Source organism: Paracoccus benzoatiresistens (assembly GCF_026913015.1).
In the GTDB taxonomy this organism is placed as follows: Bacteria; Pseudomonadota; Alphaproteobacteria; order Rhodobacterales; family Rhodobacteraceae; genus Paracoccus; species Paracoccus benzoatiresistens.
Window position 1 is genome coordinate 1 of the sequence record NZ_JAPTYD010000007.1, and the last position, 13,715, is coordinate 13,715.

Genomic DNA, 13,715 nt, shown 5'->3' on the forward strand with positions numbered 1-13,715 from the left:
CCCGTCCGCCTTCACCCGGGCCTTCACGTTGTAGTCAATCACCCGCTTCACGGGCACGAGGATCTTCATGGGTTATGCCCCCCTTATCTACGTGTCGGGGGCAGTGTTAACGGCTGGCCGGCGCGATGCACAATACAAAAGCGTCCCCCGACGCTGCGTTTGCGGCGGCCCCGGTGCGCGGGGGCGTCAGCGGCTGGCGCCCGGCACCCACAGGATGTCGTCGGCCCCGCCGTTGTTGGCGACGCGGGCCGCGACGAACAGCCAGTCCGACAGGCGGTTGAGGTAACGGACCGCCGCCCCGTTCACATCGCCGCCCGTCGCAAGATCGGTGGCGCGGCGCTCGGCCCGGCGGGCAACGGTGCGCGACAGATGCAGATGCGCGGCGAGGGCCGATCCGCCCGGCAGGATGAAGCTGCGCAGCGGGTTCAGGCCCGCATTCATCGCGTCGATCTCATGCTCCAGCCGGGTCACCTGCGCGTCGATGATGCGCAGCACCGGATAGCCCGCCTGACCGTCGGCCGCCATGTTCGGTCGCGCCAGGTCGGCGCCCAGATCGAACAGGTCGTTCTGGATCACCGCCAGCCGGTCGGCCAGTTCGCCCTCCGCATGAAGGCGGCAGAGGCCAAGGGTCGCGTTCAGCTCGTCCACGGTGCCATAGGCCTCGACCCGCGGGTCGTGCTTGGCCACGCGGCTGCCATCCGACAGGGCGGTGTCGCCCCCGTCGCCGGTGCGGGTATAGATCCGGTTCAGGACGACCATCAGCGGCCCCCCAGCCAGACGAACAGCATGATCAGCGCCACGGCAATCGCCTGCGCGATGAGCCGCCAGCGCATCATCCGGTTGCCGTGCCTGCGGTTCCATTCGCCGCCCTTGGCAAACCCGCCGATGCCGGTGGCCAGGATCACCAGCACCGCCAGCATGGCCAGCGCGATCACATAGAACAGGGGTTCGTCGGTCATGCTGCCGCCTTTCGTTGGCAAGGACCCTAGCCGTGGCGCATGAGCCAGTCCAGTGCGCGCGTGGGCAGGACCCTGCGGCTGATCCCCGAGATCCAGGTGGGCGTCGTCACGTAATAGCGCGTCCGCGGCCGCGGGGCGGTCAGCGCATGGACGATCCGGTCGCTGACGGCCGAGGGCGGCAGTTCGAACCTGTCCTTGCCCGAGGGCTCGTAAAGCCGCTTCAGCAGGCTGGCGCGATATTCGTCGGCCCGCGCGCTGTCCTGCCAGTTCACCCAGCGTTCGAAATGGGGGATGGCGTTCACGCGGATGCGGCTTGCGATCGGGCCGGGCTCGATCAGGATGACCTTGACGGGCGTGCCCTGCATCTCCAGCCGCAGGACATCGGTCAGTCCTTCCAGCGCGAACTTGGTCGCGACATAGGGCCCGCGCCAGCGGATGCCGACCAGACCCAGGACCGAGCTGATGTTGACGATCCGCCCACCCCCCTTGCGGAAATGCGGGATCAGCCGGACGGTCAGGTCATGGGTGCCGAACAGGTTGGTCTCGAAGATCGCGCGCAGGGCGCCGCGCGGCATGTCCTCGACCGCGCCGGGCAGGGCGAAGGCGGCGTTGTTGACCAGGGCGTCCAGCGGCCCGCCCGCCAGGACCTGATCGGTCAGCCGGGCCACGCTGTCGCCGTCGGACAGTTCCAGATGGTGACACTCCATCCCCTCTGCCCGGCGGGCGGCGATGTCCTCGGGGCGGCGGCAGGTGGCCACGACCTGCCAGCCGATCGCCTGCATCCGCCGCGCGGCATCCAGTCCGATGCCGGAGGAGCAGCCGGTGATCAGGACGCGTCCGCTCACGGGGCGGCCTGCGACAGGAAGCGGCTTGCGACATAGCCCACCCGGCCATCGGTGTCGCGGATATTGACCCATTCGGCATCCGTGGGTCCAAGCGGCTGGACCGCCGCACCGCGTGTCAGGGCCGTGACGACCCGGTCGCCGGTCGAGGGGCCCGCCCGCATGTTTACCCGGTCGCCGGTGACATAAAGCACCGGACCCTCGGGCAGGGGCGTGGCGACGGCGGCAGGGGCCTCGCCCGCGTGTTCGGGCGAGGGGCGCAGCACCGGGCCGGGAAAGCGCTGCACCTGCTGGGGGGTCTGCGTCGAGGCCTGCACCACGGCCGGAGCCGCCGGCGGTTGGGCGGCCGCCGGGGGGGGAGGAGCCTCCTGTTGCGCGGCGGGTTGCAGCGCGGGCGCGGGCGCGGGCGCGGGACGGCGTTCGGCGCGCAGGTTGCCGTCGCCCCAGATGGACAGGACCAGGAACAGCCCTGCCAGGGTGGCCAGCATCAGCGCGACCAGTCTGATCATCAATGCCCCCAGCGATCCCCTTGCGGGTCTTTTTATCCCATGATGCATCGCAACGCCAAAGCCCGCCCGGCCGTTCCGCGATTCACGCTGGACCGGGCGCGCGCTGCGTCCTATCTGATGGCGCATGTCCGAACCGCATATCGACCCCGACGACAACACCCAGTCCGAACCGCTGAGCCGCGCGATCGGCGAGCGTTATCTGACCTATGCGCTCTCCACCATCATGCACCGGGCGCTGCCCGATGCCCGCGACGGGCTGAAGCCGGTCCACCGCCGCATCCTTTATGCGATGCGGGAATTGCGGCTGGCGCCCAACGGGGCGTTCCGCAAATCGGCCAAGATCACCGGCGACGTGATGGGCAACTACCACCCCCACGGGGACGCGGCGATCTATGACGCCATGGCCCGCCTGGCCCAGGATTTCGCCATGCGCTATCCGCTGGTGAACGGGCAGGGGAACTTCGGCAACATCGACGGCGACAACCCGGCGGCCGCGCGATACACCGAGGCGCGGCTGGCGCTGGCATCCGAAAGCCTGATGGACGGACTGGCCGAGGACGCGGTCGATTTCCGCCCGAACTATGACGGCACGCTGCACGAACCGGTGGTCCTGCCCTCGGCCTTTCCGAACCTGCTGGCCAACGGCGCATCGGGGATCGCGGTCGGCATGGCCACGAACATTCCGCCGCACAACCTGCACGAGGTGATCGACGCCTGCCTGCACCTCATCAAGACGCCGGATGCGCGCGACGACACCCTGGCGGGCATCATCCAGGGGCCGGATTTCCCGACCGGCGGCGTCATCGTGGAAAACCGCGAGACGATCGCCGAGGCCTATCGCACGGGCCGCGGCGCCTTTCGCGTCCGCGCCCGCTGGATGCAAGAGGATCTGGGCCGGGGCCTGTGGCAGATCGTCGTGACCGAGATCCCCTATCAGGTCCAGAAGTCCAAGCTGATCGAACGCCTGGCGGAACTGATCCAGACCAAGCGCATCCCGATCCTGGCCGATGTCCGCGACGAATCCGCCGAGGATATCCGCATCGTGCTGGAGCCCAAGGCCCGCACGGTCGATCCCGAGCAGCTGATGGCCGCGCTGTTCCGGGTCAGCGACCTTGAGGTTCGTTTCAGCATGAACATGAACGTGCTGATCGACGGGCGCGTGCCCAAGGTCTGCTCGCTCAAGGAGGTTCTGCGCGCCTTCCTGGACCACCGGCGCGAGGTGCTGGTGCGCCGCGCGAATTACCGGCTGGACAAGATCGCCGCCCGGCTGGAGGTGCTGGAAGGCTATCTGATCGCCTATCTGAACCTTGACCGCGTGATCGAGATCATCCGCCACGAGGATGAGCCGAAGGCCGTGATGATGTCCGAATTCGCCCTGACCGAGGTGCAGGTCGAGGCGATCCTGAACATGCGTCTGCGCGCCCTGCGCAAGCTGGAGGAAATCGAGCTTCGCGCCGAACGCGATGCCCTGCTGGAGGAACGGCAGGGGCTGGAGGCGATGCTGGCGGACGAACGCGTGCAATGGGCGCGGATCGCCGACCAGCTGAAAGAGGTGCGCAACCTCTTCGGCAAGTCCAAGCCCGCAGGCCAGCGCCGCACGCAGATCGCCGAGGCGCAGGAGATCGCGCCCATCGACCTCGACTCCATGATCGAGCGTGAGCCGCTGACCGTGATCCTGTCGAAGATGGGCTGGATTCGCAGCATGAAGGGCCACCAGCCCCTGGATGCCGAGGTCAAGTTCAAGGATGGCGACGGCCCCGGCCTGGCTGTTCATGCCGAAACGACCGACAAGCTGATCATCTTTGCCAGCAATGGGCGTTTCTACACGCTGCCGGCCAACAACCTGCCCGGCGGCCGCGGCATGGGCGAGCCGCTGCGCCTGATGATCGACCTGCCGAACGAGGCCGAGGTGATCACCATATTCCCCTGGCGGGCGGACCAGAAATACCTGGTCGCCTCGAAGGCGGGGGACGGCTTCATCGTGGGGGCGGGCGACATTCTGGCCCAGACCAAGACCGGCAAGCAGGTGCTGAACGGCGACGCGCTGCTGTGCCGCCCTGTCAGCGGCGATCATGTCGCGGTGGTCGGCACGAACCGCAAGATGCTGGTGTTCCCCCTGTCCGAACTGCCCGAGATGTCCAGGGGCAAGGGCGTGCGTCTGCAGAAATACGGCAGCGGCGGCGGGCTGGTGGCGGGCGACACGTTGTCCGATGCGGCCTTCATCACCCTGGCCGACGGGCTGCGCTGGCAGGAAAGCGGCGGGCGCACGCGGACCGAACCTGATCTGACCGAATGGCTTGGCAAGCGCTCCAGCGCCGGGCGCATGGCACCACGCGGCTTTCCGCGCGACAACAGGTTCAACTGACGAAGGGCTGACGCCCTTCGGCGCCGGTTGGCCGGGGGGCTTCGCCCCGCCCGCCGGGGCGGGCTCCCCAGGATATTTACAACCAAGATGAAGGGGCGGCCCCCCGCCGCGCCGGCATGATGCAGCAGGCAGGGGGCTTTCACCTTGGACGGTCATCGGCGTCCCCGCCTGTACCGTGCCTTCAGGATGGACTCGAAATTCTTTCAGCTTGGTTAAGATATCCCCGCCGGAGGCAGGAATCTTCTGGCGCTACAGCCCCGCGCCGCCGACCGATCCGAAATACTCGCCGGTGATGTAGCTCGCCTCGTCGGACGCAAGCAGCACATAGATCGGCGCAAGCTCGACCGGCTGGCCGGGGCGGCCCAGGGGCTGCTTCTTGCCGTGTTCCGCCGCCTTTTCGGTCGGTTGCCCGCCCGAGATCTGCAGGGCCGTCCAGAAGGGGCCGGGGCAGACCGCGTTCACGCGGATCCCGCGCGGGGCAAGCTGCTTGGCCAGCGATTGCGCAAAGGCGACATTGGCGGCCTTGGTCTGCGCATAGTCGAACAGGATGTCGGATGGCGAGAAGGCCTGCACCGACGAGGTGATGATGATCGACGCGCCCGGCTTCAGATGCGGCAGCGCGGCACGGGTGACCCAGAACGGCGCATAGACATTCGTCTTCATGGTCGCGTCGAAATCCTCGGTCGTCAGATCCTCCAGCTTTTCGCAGAACTGCTGGCGGCCGGCATTGTTGACCAGGACGTCCAGACCACCCAGGCCTTCGGCCGCCTGGCTCACCAGGGACTTGCAGAAGGCCTCGTCCCGCAGATCGCCGGGGATGGCGATGGCCTTGCGGCCCTCGGCCTCGATCAGGGCGATGACCTTGTCGGCATCCTCCTGCTCCTCGGGCAGGTAGTTGATCGCGACATCCGCGCCTTCACGGGCAAAGGCGATGGCGGCAGCTGCGCCGATGCCGCTGTCGCCGCCGGTGATCAGCGCCCGCTTGCCCGACAGGCGGCCGGTGCCGCGATAGCTGGTCTCGCCATGGTCGGGCAGGGGATCCATGCGGCTGGCGAGGCCGGGGGCGGGCTGTTCCTGTTTGGGAAAATCAGGCCGGGGCAGGCGCGGATCTTCGATCGCGCCGCTGCGAAAGGGTTGGTCGGTGGTGTCGGAAGACATGGGCTTTCCTTTCCGGTTGCCCTGCCCAACATGCCGCGGCGGCAAGGGTTCCACCCTAGCGCCGCCGCACCCACTTCCAGCCGGTGATCATCGGATCGACCAGATTCTCGCGCTTCCACAGGCGATAGAAGAGGATCACCGCCCAGTGCAGCAGGACCAGGATCAGGATCAGGTCCGCCCCGCGATGGTGCCAGCGCAGGGCGGCGCGCGACGTGGCCGAACTGACCTGCGAGGCCAGCGGCCCGACATTGATATAGTCCTCGGGATCGGCGAACAGGCCGGTGATCACCTGCAGGATCAGCACCACCAGCATCGCCACCACGGCCAAGGCGCCAATCGGGCTGTGGCCCGGCCAGTTGCTGGGCCGCGGGCGGACCATCTCGCCGGCATAGGCCAGCACGGCGCGGGGGCCGCGGACGAACTGGCCGAAGCGCGCCGAGGGCGGGCCGACAAAGCCCCAGACCAGCCGGAACAGCAAAAGCCCGATCACGGCGTAGCCCAGCCAGAAATGCAAGGTCATGTCCGAGGGGCCGATCTTGCCCAGCAGCCAGTTGGCGACCACCAGGATCGCCAGCGTCCAGTGAAAGGCGCGCAGCGCCGGATCCCAGATCCGTTCGCGATGCGCAGGGCCGCCAGCCATCAGTCTTTCTTGCGGTAATCGTCGTGGCAGGCCTTGCAGGCGCCGCCCAACTTCTGCACCACCGCGCCTACATTGCCCTGGCCGCCCTTCACGGCATCCGGGCTGCCGGCCGCAGCCTTGCTCAAGTCCGCGAACTTGGCACCGAAATCATCGGGCTTTTCCCAGATGGCAGGCAGGGCATCGGACTCATCGATCTCCTCCGAGGAGGTGCCCGGGGTGAACAGCGCAGGCGCATCGTATTGCGTCAGGGCCAGGATATTGGCCGCGGCGCGGCTGGCCAAGGCCTCGTCATAGGCGACCTCGCCCTTCGCCATGCCCGCAAGCTGGCCCATGTTGATGCCCAGCATCGTCATGTAGCCATGCCGCGCCTCCAGCGCTTCCTTGGCGGCGTCGTCGGCGGACTGGGCGACGGCAAGGGTCGGCAGGGCAAGGACGGCGGCAAGGGTGAAGGCTTTGACGGGGATCATGACGGGCTCCTGCAAGGGCTGGCGGTGGGACTCTGACACGGAGAGTGGCAGAGGCAAAAGCCCGGATCAATCGTCCTGAAGTCGGTCACTTAATGGCGAAAGGGCCCCTTGCGGGGCCCCTTCGTGGATCAGGCCTGCGGCGCGGCGATCCCGACCTGATCGTGGATTTCCTGGACCGCCGGGCGATCAAGCTTCAGCGCCTGCGCCAGCCGGCCCAGGTAGCGGACCTCGTCCTCGTGATCCAGGTCGATGGCCAGAAGCGACATCAGGTAAACCTGCGATTCCAGGCCCTGCGGGACATCGCGGGCCAAGGCCTCGGGATCGACGGGTGCGGCCATCTGGTCGCGGATGAACTGGCGTTCCTCGTCATCCAGGTCATCGCCCAGCTTGCCCAGCAGGCGCTGCTTTTCCGCCTCGTCGATGGTGCCGTCGGACTTGGCCGCCTGGATCATCGCGCGCAGCATGAGGCCGGCGACCGCATTCTGTTCCGGAGTGGGCGCGACCTCGGGTTCGCCCTGCTTGACCACCGCGTCGTTGAACAACTCGCCAAAGCTTGCGTCATTCGTCGGCTGCGAGTCCTTGCGCGCGAGGTTGCCCGCCATGCCGCCCGCCGCGGCACCGCCCAGAAGGCCGCCCAGAATATCGCCAAGCCCCCCGCCGCTGCCGGCGCTCCGGGTCTTGCTGCCGCCGCCAAGCTGGCCCAGCAGGTCTCCAAGGCCGCCGCCGCCGCTGCTGCCGCTGCGGGCACGGGTCGTCAGACCATCCAGAAGCCCGCCAAGCCCGCCCGAGGCGCCGGAAGACTGAGGGCCGCCATAGCGCGTCCCGGTTCCGGGACGGCCGCCGCCGAGGACCTGGCCCAGCATGTCGTTCAGGCCGCCGCCCGCGCCCGGGCGGCTGTTGTTGCCGAACAGCTCGCCCAGAAGGCCGCCTTGGCTGCGGTTCCGGGTCACCTGGCCGGGCCGGCCCTGCTGGTGCTGCTGCATCGCCGCGCCGATGCCCTTGGCAAGAATGACGCCGGCTGCGACCCGGCCCAGGGTTTTCATCAGGCTCATGGAAAAACCTCCTCCGATACTCGGTGTACGGACGGCAACGCCGCCCCGTTCTGCGTTCCCCGAACAGAACTGTGCCGCGAATGGTTCCGGCGGGCAATCGGCGCGTGCCCCCTCCCAGCCACAAGGCACCCGCGCGCCCTTGATTTTTCCCGGTCCGGCTTATAAATCGCGGCGCACGTCAAATTCGGGGCCGTCTCGCCATGCCCCGCGATCAGGAGAGGCCGTAGATGGCAAAGGCAAAGTTTGAACGGACGAAACCGCACGTCAACATTGGCACGATTGGTCACGTTGACCACGGCAAGACGACGCTGACGGCTGCGATCACGAAGTATTTCGGTGAATTCAAGGCCTATGACCAGATCGACGGCGCGCCGGAAGAGCGTGCGCGCGGGATCACCATCTCGACGGCGCATGTGGAATACGAATCGGAAGCGCGCCATTATGCGCACGTGGACTGCCCGGGCCACGCCGACTACGTGAAGAACATGATCACCGGCGCGGCGCAGATGGACGGCGCGATCCTGGTGGTGAACGCCGCCGACGGCCCGATGCCGCAAACGCGCGAGCACATCCTGCTGGGCCGCCAGGTGGGCATTCCCTACATGGTCGTCTACCTCAACAAGGTCGACCAGGTCGACGACGAGGAGCTGCTGGAACTGGTCGAGATGGAAGTGCGCGAGCTGCTGAGCTCCTACGACTATCCGGGCGACGACATTCCGATCATCAAGGGCTCGGCGCTGGCGGCGCTGGAAGGCCGTGATCCGGAGATCGGCGAGAACTCGATCCGCGCGCTGATCGCCGCCGTGGACGAATACATCCCGACCCCCGAGCGGGCCATCGACCAGCCGTTCCTGATGCCGATCGAGGACGTGTTCTCGATCTCGGGCCGCGGCACGGTTGTGACGGGCCGGGTCGAGCGCGGCGCGGTCAACGTCGGCGACGAACTGGAGATCGTGGGCATCCGCGACACCCGCAAGACCACCTGCACGGGCGTCGAGATGTTCCGCAAGCTGCTGGACCGCGGGGAAGCCGGCGACAACATCGGCGCGCTGCTGCGCGGCGTCGACCGCGACGGCGTGGAGCGCGGCCAGGTGCTGTGCAAGCCGGGTTCGGTCAAGCCGCACACGACCTTCGAGGCCGAGGCCTACATCCTGACCAAGGAAGAGGGCGGCCGCCACACGCCGTTCTTCGCCAACTACCGCCCGCAGTTCTACTTCCGGACCACGGACGTGACCGGCACCGTGAAGCTGCCCGAGGGCACCGAGATGGTGATGCCGGGCGACAACCTGAAGTTCGAGGTCGAGCTGATCGCCCCGATCGCCATGGAAGAAAAGCTGCGCTTCGCCATCCGCGAAGGCGGCCGCACCGTCGGCGCCGGCGTGGTCTCGAAGATCCTGAAGTAAGGATCGCCGGGGCAGGGGTGCGTGTGAACACGCGCCCTGCGCCAAGCTTGCAGGCTGCGTGCTGGCACGCACCATGCCACAGGGCAAAGAGCCGCTCCCGAAAGGGGGCGGCTTTTTGCATCGGACAGAAGGATGGTCGTAAGGTGGGCCTGTGCCTCGCCCAAAAGGGAAGGATGCCATGACCGTCTTTCGGGCCGCCTTGATCTATTACGCCATCATCTTCGCCTGCGGCACGGTGCTGGGCATAGTGCGCAACATGCTGCTGGTGCCGCGCCTTGGTTCCACGGCAGCCGTTGCCTTGGAAATCCCCGTCATGCTGGCGCTGTCCTGGCTGGTCTGCGGCGCGATCCTGGGGCGGCTTGCCGTTCCCGCACCCATCCCCGCCCGCATCGCCATGGGCGCGACCGCCCTGGCATTGCTGTGGCTGTCCGAGGCGCTGCTTGCCATGGTCTTGGGCGCAGGCGCGTCCAGCTTCTTCACCGCGTTCACGACACCCGCGGGCGCGCTTGGTGCCCTTGCGCAGCTTGCCTTTGCGGCATTCCCGGTGCTGCGCCGCCAGACGGGCCGGGTGGCGCGGGATGACCAAAGGTTGCATTGACCCATCGCCCGTGATGCCGCAGGATCGGCCCACAGGAACTGCCGGATCAAGCCCATGTGCCAGATCTTCGCGGGGCAACGCCCCGAACGCTATGAAACCGTCACCCGCAGGCTGCGGCTGAACGGGCAATCCACCTCGATCCGGCTGGAACGGGCATTCTGGGGCATCCTTGACGAGATCGCCGCGCGCGAGGGGGTTTCCACCCCCGCCTTCATCTCCAAGCTGCATGCCGAGGTTCTTGAACTGCATGGCGAGGCGCGGAATTTCACGTCCTTGCTGCGTTGCGCCTGCACGATCCACCTTGGCGAGGACCAGCACCTGCCGCAGGCCTTCGCCGCCGAATAAATGCGCCTGTAGTAATCCGATACTACCCGCGCCCGCGTACGATCCCCTAGCCTTGGGAGAAGAAAAGGCTACGGAGGCTTGGCATGGCGAAATATGTCCACTCGATGATCCGCGTTCTGGACGAAGCGCGTTCGCTTGAATTCTACGACCGCTGCTTTGGACTGACGGTGGCCGAGCGGCTGGATTTCCCGGAATTCACGCTGATCTACCTGGCCAATGGCGAAAGCGAGGTCGAGCTGGAACTGACCGTCAACAAGGGCCGGACCGAGCCTTATGCGCTTGGCGACGGCTATGGCCATGTGGCCTTCACGGTCGATGACGTGGATGCCGAACACGCCCGCATCACGGACCTTGGCTATGCCCCGCGCAAGCTGGTCGATTTCGCGCCCGGCGGCGAGGTGATCGCAAGGTTCTTCTTCATCGCCGACCCGGACGGCTACCAGATCGAGGTGATCCAGCGGGGCGGCCGCTACAAGTAATCGCGCCGCCGCGGGAGGGGAGCCCGCCGCGCGCGACAATGACAGGGGAGGAGAGAATGTCCCAACTACGCAAACAGGGGCTGACCCGGCGTGCGCTGCTGTCGCGCGCCGTGGCGGCCGGGGCGCTGGCCGTTGCCGGGCCCGGTTTCATCGCGGCCCCGGACGCCGCCTGGGCGGTTGAGGTCGCTGCCATCAGCGAACACGAGATGGCGACGCTGCTGCAGATGACGCGCGACATCTTTCCGCACGACCGGGTGGGCGATCGGTATTATGCGGTCGCGGTCAAGGGCTATGACAGCGAGGACCAGAAGGCCGATGTCGCCCAGGGCATCGCCGCCCTGGATGCCGCCGCGAAACAGGCGGGCTTCGACAGCTATCTGTCGGTGGGGTGGGAAGCGGACCGCGTCGCCATCCTGCGGATGATCGAGGACACGCCCTTCTTCCAGACGGTGCGCGGCGGGCTGGTGACCGGACTCTACAACCAGAAAGAGGTCTGGCCGATCTTCGGATACGAGGGCGAGTCCTTCTCGCAGGGCGGCTATATCGCCCGCGGCTTCGACGACATCGACTGGCTGTAAGGGGGAGGACAGCAACCATGGCAAAGGCAGCCAAATTCGATCTGACCGACGACAGCGTGGTCGTCATCGTGGGCACCGGCGCGGGCGGCGGGGTGCTGGCCAACGAACTGGCGCAGAAGGGCGTCAAGGTCGTGGCCCTTGAAGCGGGCGGGCGCTATCTGCCCGAGGATTACGTCAACGACGAATGGGAAAGCTTCGGCCAGCTGGCCTGGACCGATCCGCGCACCACCAGCGGCGACTGGCGGGTGGCCAAGGATTTCTCGGGCCTGCCCGCCTGGATCGTCAAGGCCGTGGGCGGCACCAGCGTGCACTGGGCCGGCGCGTCCCTGCGGTTTCAGGACCATGAGTGGAAGGCGCTGTCGAATTACGGCACGGTCGAGGGCGCAAGCCTGCTGGACTGGCCCATCGACGGCGCCGAGATGGCGCCCTGGTATGACAAGGCTGAGACCAAGCTGGGCGTGACGGGCGTGGGCGGCCGGGCGCGCCTGCCGGGCAGCAACAACTACAAGGTGTTCGAGAAGGGCGCGCTGGCGGTGGGCTACAAGGACGTCCACACCGGCAACATGGCGATCAACAGCGCCGATTACGACGACCGGATGGCCTGCCAGCAGACCGGCTTCTGCTTCCAGGGCTGCAAATGGGGGGCAAAGTGGTCCACCGCCTATACCGACATCCCGCGCGGCGAGGCGACCGGCAACCTGGAGGTCCGCGACCACGCCCATGTCGCCCGCATCCTGCATGACGACAGCGGCAAGGTCACGGGCGTCGAGTACTTCGACAAGGACGGCAACCTGCAGATGCAGAAGGCCCGGATCGTCGCGGTCGCTGGCAACAGCTTCGAATCGCCGCGCCTGCTGCTGAATTCGCACAGCAGCATGTTCCCGGACGGGCTTGCCAACCGCTCGGGCCAGGTGGGCCGCAACTACATGCGCCACACCACCGGATCGGTCTATGCGACCTTCGAGCATCCCGTGCGGATGTGGCGCGGCACGACCATGGCAGGCATCATCCGGGACGAGGCCAAGCATGACCCGTCGCGTGGCTTCGTGGGCGGCTATGAACTGGAAACCCTGTCCCTGGGACTGCCCTTCATGGCGGCTTTCCTGGATCCCGGTGCCTGGGGGCGCGAGTTTACCACCGCGCTCGACAGCTATGAGAACATGGCGGGCATGTGGATCGTGGGCGAGGATATGCCCCAGGCCGAGAACCGGGTCACGCTGTCCGATACCGAGGACAAGTTCGGCCTGAAGGTCGCGAACGTCAACTTCAGCGACCATCCGAACGACATCGCGATGCGCAACCATGCCTATGCGCGGGGGCAGGCGATCTACAAGGCCGTGGGCGCGACGCGCACCCTGCCGACGCCGCCCTATCCCTCGACCCACAACCTGGGGACCAACCGCATGTCGGAAAAACCCGAGGACGGCGTGGTCAACAGACACGGGCAAAGCCACGACATCCCCAACCTGTTCGTCTCGGACGGCAGCCAGTTCACCACGGGGGCTGCGGAAAACCCGACGCTGACCATCGTGGCTCTGGCGATCCGCCAGGCCGATCACATCGCGAAGGAAATGGCGGCCGGAAACGTCTGAACCCCTGCTGACAGGATTTGTCAGGGCCGGCGGCCTATGCTGCCGGTCAGGAGGTTTCCGCCATGATCGACCATATCGGCATTCCGACGCGCGACAGCGGCGCGGCCCGAAGGTTCCACCAGACCGCGCTGGAGCCCTTGGGTATCCGTTTGACGAAAGAGGACAGGGACGCGCCTGTGCTGCATTTCGGCACGGCTCGTCCCGCCTTCCCGCCAAGGGCCGCCAAGCCGATCCATTTCGCCTTTGCCGCCCTGGATCGCGCGCCATGAGGACCTATCGCGGAAGCTGCTTCTGCGGTGCCGTCGCCTTCGAGGCGGATGGCGACCTGGCGGACGGGACCATGCGCTGCAACTGCCGGTTCTGCCGCAAGATGCGCTATTGGGAAATGCGCCTGCCCGATGCCGACGGGCTGCGGGTCCTGCGGGGCGGGGACGCCATTGCCGAAACGCCACGCGCGCAGGACGACAGCGTGGACATGCACCATGTCTTTTGCAGCCGATGCGGGACGCGGCTGTGGACGACGGGCGATATCGCGCAGATGGGCGGGCCCTTCACGATGATCTTCATCCCGGCCCTGGACGATGTTCCCGAGGCGGAACTGGCCACCGCGCCAGTCTTTTACGCCGATGGGGTGCATGATGACTGGTGGAACGAGGCCGCCGAGACACGGCATCTGTAGCACTTGCGCCGCAGCCTTGTGCCAGGGCTGCGGCGTATTAGCCCGATGG

General features: G+C 67.0%; 17 protein-coding genes. 9 read left to right on the forward strand and 8 right to left on the reverse strand.

Features of this window, described 5'->3' with window-relative positions; translation table 11 throughout:
- Positions 1-186 precede the first annotated feature (186 nt).
- From OU682_RS07255 to OU682_RS07270, 4 genes are read right to left on the reverse strand one after another with little or no spacing between them, the layout of a single operon-like run.
- The gene (locus tag OU682_RS07255) at positions 187-759 is read right to left on the reverse strand and encodes a cob(I)yrinic acid a,c-diamide adenosyltransferase (protein WP_268941412.1); all 573 of its coding nucleotides are present in this window, start codon (positions 757-759) and stop codon (positions 187-189) included.
- Positions 759-959: a twin transmembrane helix small protein gene (locus OU682_RS07260; RefSeq protein ID WP_268941413.1), complete on the reverse strand. Its 201-nt coding sequence runs from the start codon at positions 957-959 to the stop codon at positions 759-761. Before OU682_RS07260 ends, OU682_RS07255 begins: the two co-directional genes overlap by 1 nt.
- A gap of 26 nt (positions 960-985) precedes the next feature.
- Positions 986-1,804, reverse strand: a complete 819-nt coding sequence (locus OU682_RS07265; RefSeq protein ID WP_268941414.1) for an SDR family NAD(P)-dependent oxidoreductase — start codon at positions 1,802-1,804, stop codon at positions 986-988.
- Complete coding sequence (locus OU682_RS07270) at positions 1,801-2,310, reverse strand: SH3 domain-containing protein (RefSeq protein ID WP_268941415.1); 510 nt, start codon at positions 2,308-2,310, stop codon at positions 1,801-1,803. Before OU682_RS07270 ends, OU682_RS07265 begins: the two co-directional genes overlap by 4 nt.
- 124 nt (positions 2,311-2,434) lie before the next feature.
- On the opposite strand from OU682_RS07270, the gene parC reads away from it, so the two are divergent.
- Positions 2,435-4,675: a DNA topoisomerase IV subunit A gene (gene parC / locus OU682_RS07275; RefSeq protein ID WP_268941416.1), complete on the forward strand. Its 2,241-nt coding sequence runs from the start codon at positions 2,435-2,437 to the stop codon at positions 4,673-4,675.
- Between the two features lie 249 nt (positions 4,676-4,924).
- Here the strand turns inward: parC and OU682_RS07280 are convergent, their stop codons facing one another.
- From OU682_RS07280 to OU682_RS07295, 4 genes are all read right to left on the reverse strand, one after another.
- A complete protein-coding gene (locus tag OU682_RS07280; protein WP_268941417.1) occupies positions 4,925-5,833 on the reverse strand; it encodes an SDR family oxidoreductase in 909 nt (302 codons plus the stop codon).
- A 55-nt stretch (positions 5,834-5,888) separates the two neighbouring features.
- Positions 5,889-6,473, reverse strand: a complete 585-nt coding sequence (locus OU682_RS07285) for a cytochrome b/b6 domain-containing protein (RefSeq protein ID WP_268941418.1) — start codon at positions 6,471-6,473, stop codon at positions 5,889-5,891.
- Entirely contained in the window at positions 6,473-6,940 is a 468-nt protein-coding gene (locus tag OU682_RS07290; RefSeq protein WP_268941419.1) for a c-type cytochrome, read from the reverse strand. The genes OU682_RS07285 and OU682_RS07290 overlap by 1 nt, the downstream gene beginning before the upstream one ends.
- A 128-nt stretch (positions 6,941-7,068) precedes the next feature.
- Complete coding sequence (locus OU682_RS07295) at positions 7,069-7,992, reverse strand: tellurite resistance TerB family protein (protein WP_268941420.1); 924 nt, start codon at positions 7,990-7,992, stop codon at positions 7,069-7,071.
- 227 nt (positions 7,993-8,219) lie between these two features.
- Between OU682_RS07295 and tuf the strand changes: the two genes are divergently transcribed.
- The 8 genes from tuf to OU682_RS07335 all read left to right on the forward strand — a co-directional run bounded on the left by tuf (position 8,220) and on the right by OU682_RS07335 (position 13,666).
- Complete coding sequence (gene tuf, locus OU682_RS07300) at positions 8,220-9,395, forward strand: elongation factor Tu (protein ID WP_268941421.1); 1,176 nt, start codon at positions 8,220-8,222, stop codon at positions 9,393-9,395.
- A 178-nt stretch (positions 9,396-9,573) separates the two neighbouring features.
- The gene (locus OU682_RS07305) at positions 9,574-9,993 is read left to right on the forward strand and encodes a hypothetical protein (RefSeq protein ID WP_268941422.1); all 420 of its coding nucleotides are present in this window, start codon (positions 9,574-9,576) and stop codon (positions 9,991-9,993) included.
- Positions 9,994-10,047: 54 nt separating this feature from the next.
- Positions 10,048-10,338 carry a ribbon-helix-helix domain-containing protein gene (locus OU682_RS07310; protein ID WP_268941423.1) on the forward strand — a complete coding sequence of 97 codons (291 nt, stop codon included), beginning with the start codon at positions 10,048-10,050 and terminating at the stop codon, positions 10,336-10,338.
- Positions 10,339-10,421: 83 nt separating this feature from the next.
- Positions 10,422-10,817, forward strand: coding sequence for a VOC family protein (locus OU682_RS07315; protein ID WP_268941424.1), 396 nt, complete (start codon positions 10,422-10,424; stop codon positions 10,815-10,817).
- Between the two features lie 56 nt (positions 10,818-10,873).
- Complete coding sequence (locus OU682_RS07320) at positions 10,874-11,395, forward strand: Twin-arginine translocation pathway signal (RefSeq protein WP_268941425.1); 522 nt, start codon at positions 10,874-10,876, stop codon at positions 11,393-11,395.
- Between the two features lie 17 nt (positions 11,396-11,412).
- Entirely contained in the window at positions 11,413-12,987 is a 1,575-nt protein-coding gene (locus OU682_RS07325; protein ID WP_268941426.1) for a GMC family oxidoreductase, read from the forward strand.
- 62 nt (positions 12,988-13,049) lie between these two features.
- Positions 13,050-13,256 (forward strand): VOC family protein, encoded by a 207-nt coding sequence (locus OU682_RS07330; protein WP_268941427.1) that lies wholly within the window; start codon positions 13,050-13,052, stop codon positions 13,254-13,256.
- Positions 13,253-13,666, forward strand: a complete 414-nt coding sequence (locus OU682_RS07335) for a GFA family protein (RefSeq protein ID WP_268941428.1) — start codon at positions 13,253-13,255, stop codon at positions 13,664-13,666. The genes OU682_RS07330 and OU682_RS07335 overlap by 4 nt, the downstream gene beginning before the upstream one ends.
- Positions 13,667-13,715 lie beyond the last annotated feature (49 nt).

Bases quoted from the DNA above. Each gene is read 5' to 3' on its own strand.
- OU682_RS07255 (WP_268941412.1), bottom strand. From the start codon at position 759: ATGGTCGTCCTGAACCGGATCTATACCCGCACCGGCGACGGGGGCGAC.
- OU682_RS07260 (WP_268941413.1), bottom strand. From the start codon at position 959: ATGACCGACGAACCCCTGTTCTATGTGATCGCGCTGGCCATGCTGGCG.
- OU682_RS07270 (WP_268941415.1), bottom strand. From the start codon at position 2,310: ATGATCAGACTGGTCGCGCTGATGCTGGCCACCCTGGCAGGGCTGTTC.
- parC (WP_268941416.1), top strand. From the start codon at position 2,435: ATGTCCGAACCGCATATCGACCCCGACGACAACACCCAGTCCGAACCG.
- OU682_RS07280 (WP_268941417.1), bottom strand. From the start codon at position 5,833: ATGTCTTCCGACACCACCGACCAACCCTTTCGCAGCGGCGCGATCGAA.
- OU682_RS07285 (WP_268941418.1), bottom strand. From the start codon at position 6,473: ATGGCTGGCGGCCCTGCGCATCGCGAACGGATCTGGGATCCGGCGCTG.
- OU682_RS07290 (WP_268941419.1), bottom strand. From the start codon at position 6,940: ATGATCCCCGTCAAAGCCTTCACCCTTGCCGCCGTCCTTGCCCTGCCG.
- OU682_RS07295 (WP_268941420.1), bottom strand. From the start codon at position 7,992: ATGAGCCTGATGAAAACCCTGGGCCGGGTCGCAGCCGGCGTCATTCTT.
- tuf (WP_268941421.1), top strand. From the start codon at position 8,220: ATGGCAAAGGCAAAGTTTGAACGGACGAAACCGCACGTCAACATTGGC.
- OU682_RS07305 (WP_268941422.1), top strand. From the start codon at position 9,574: ATGACCGTCTTTCGGGCCGCCTTGATCTATTACGCCATCATCTTCGCC.
- OU682_RS07310 (WP_268941423.1), top strand. From the start codon at position 10,048: ATGTGCCAGATCTTCGCGGGGCAACGCCCCGAACGCTATGAAACCGTC.
- OU682_RS07315 (WP_268941424.1), top strand. From the start codon at position 10,422: ATGGCGAAATATGTCCACTCGATGATCCGCGTTCTGGACGAAGCGCGT.
- OU682_RS07320 (WP_268941425.1), top strand. From the start codon at position 10,874: ATGTCCCAACTACGCAAACAGGGGCTGACCCGGCGTGCGCTGCTGTCG.
- OU682_RS07325 (WP_268941426.1), top strand. From the start codon at position 11,413: ATGGCAAAGGCAGCCAAATTCGATCTGACCGACGACAGCGTGGTCGTC.
- OU682_RS07330 (WP_268941427.1), top strand. From the start codon at position 13,050: ATGATCGACCATATCGGCATTCCGACGCGCGACAGCGGCGCGGCCCGA.
- OU682_RS07335 (WP_268941428.1), top strand. From the start codon at position 13,253: ATGAGGACCTATCGCGGAAGCTGCTTCTGCGGTGCCGTCGCCTTCGAG.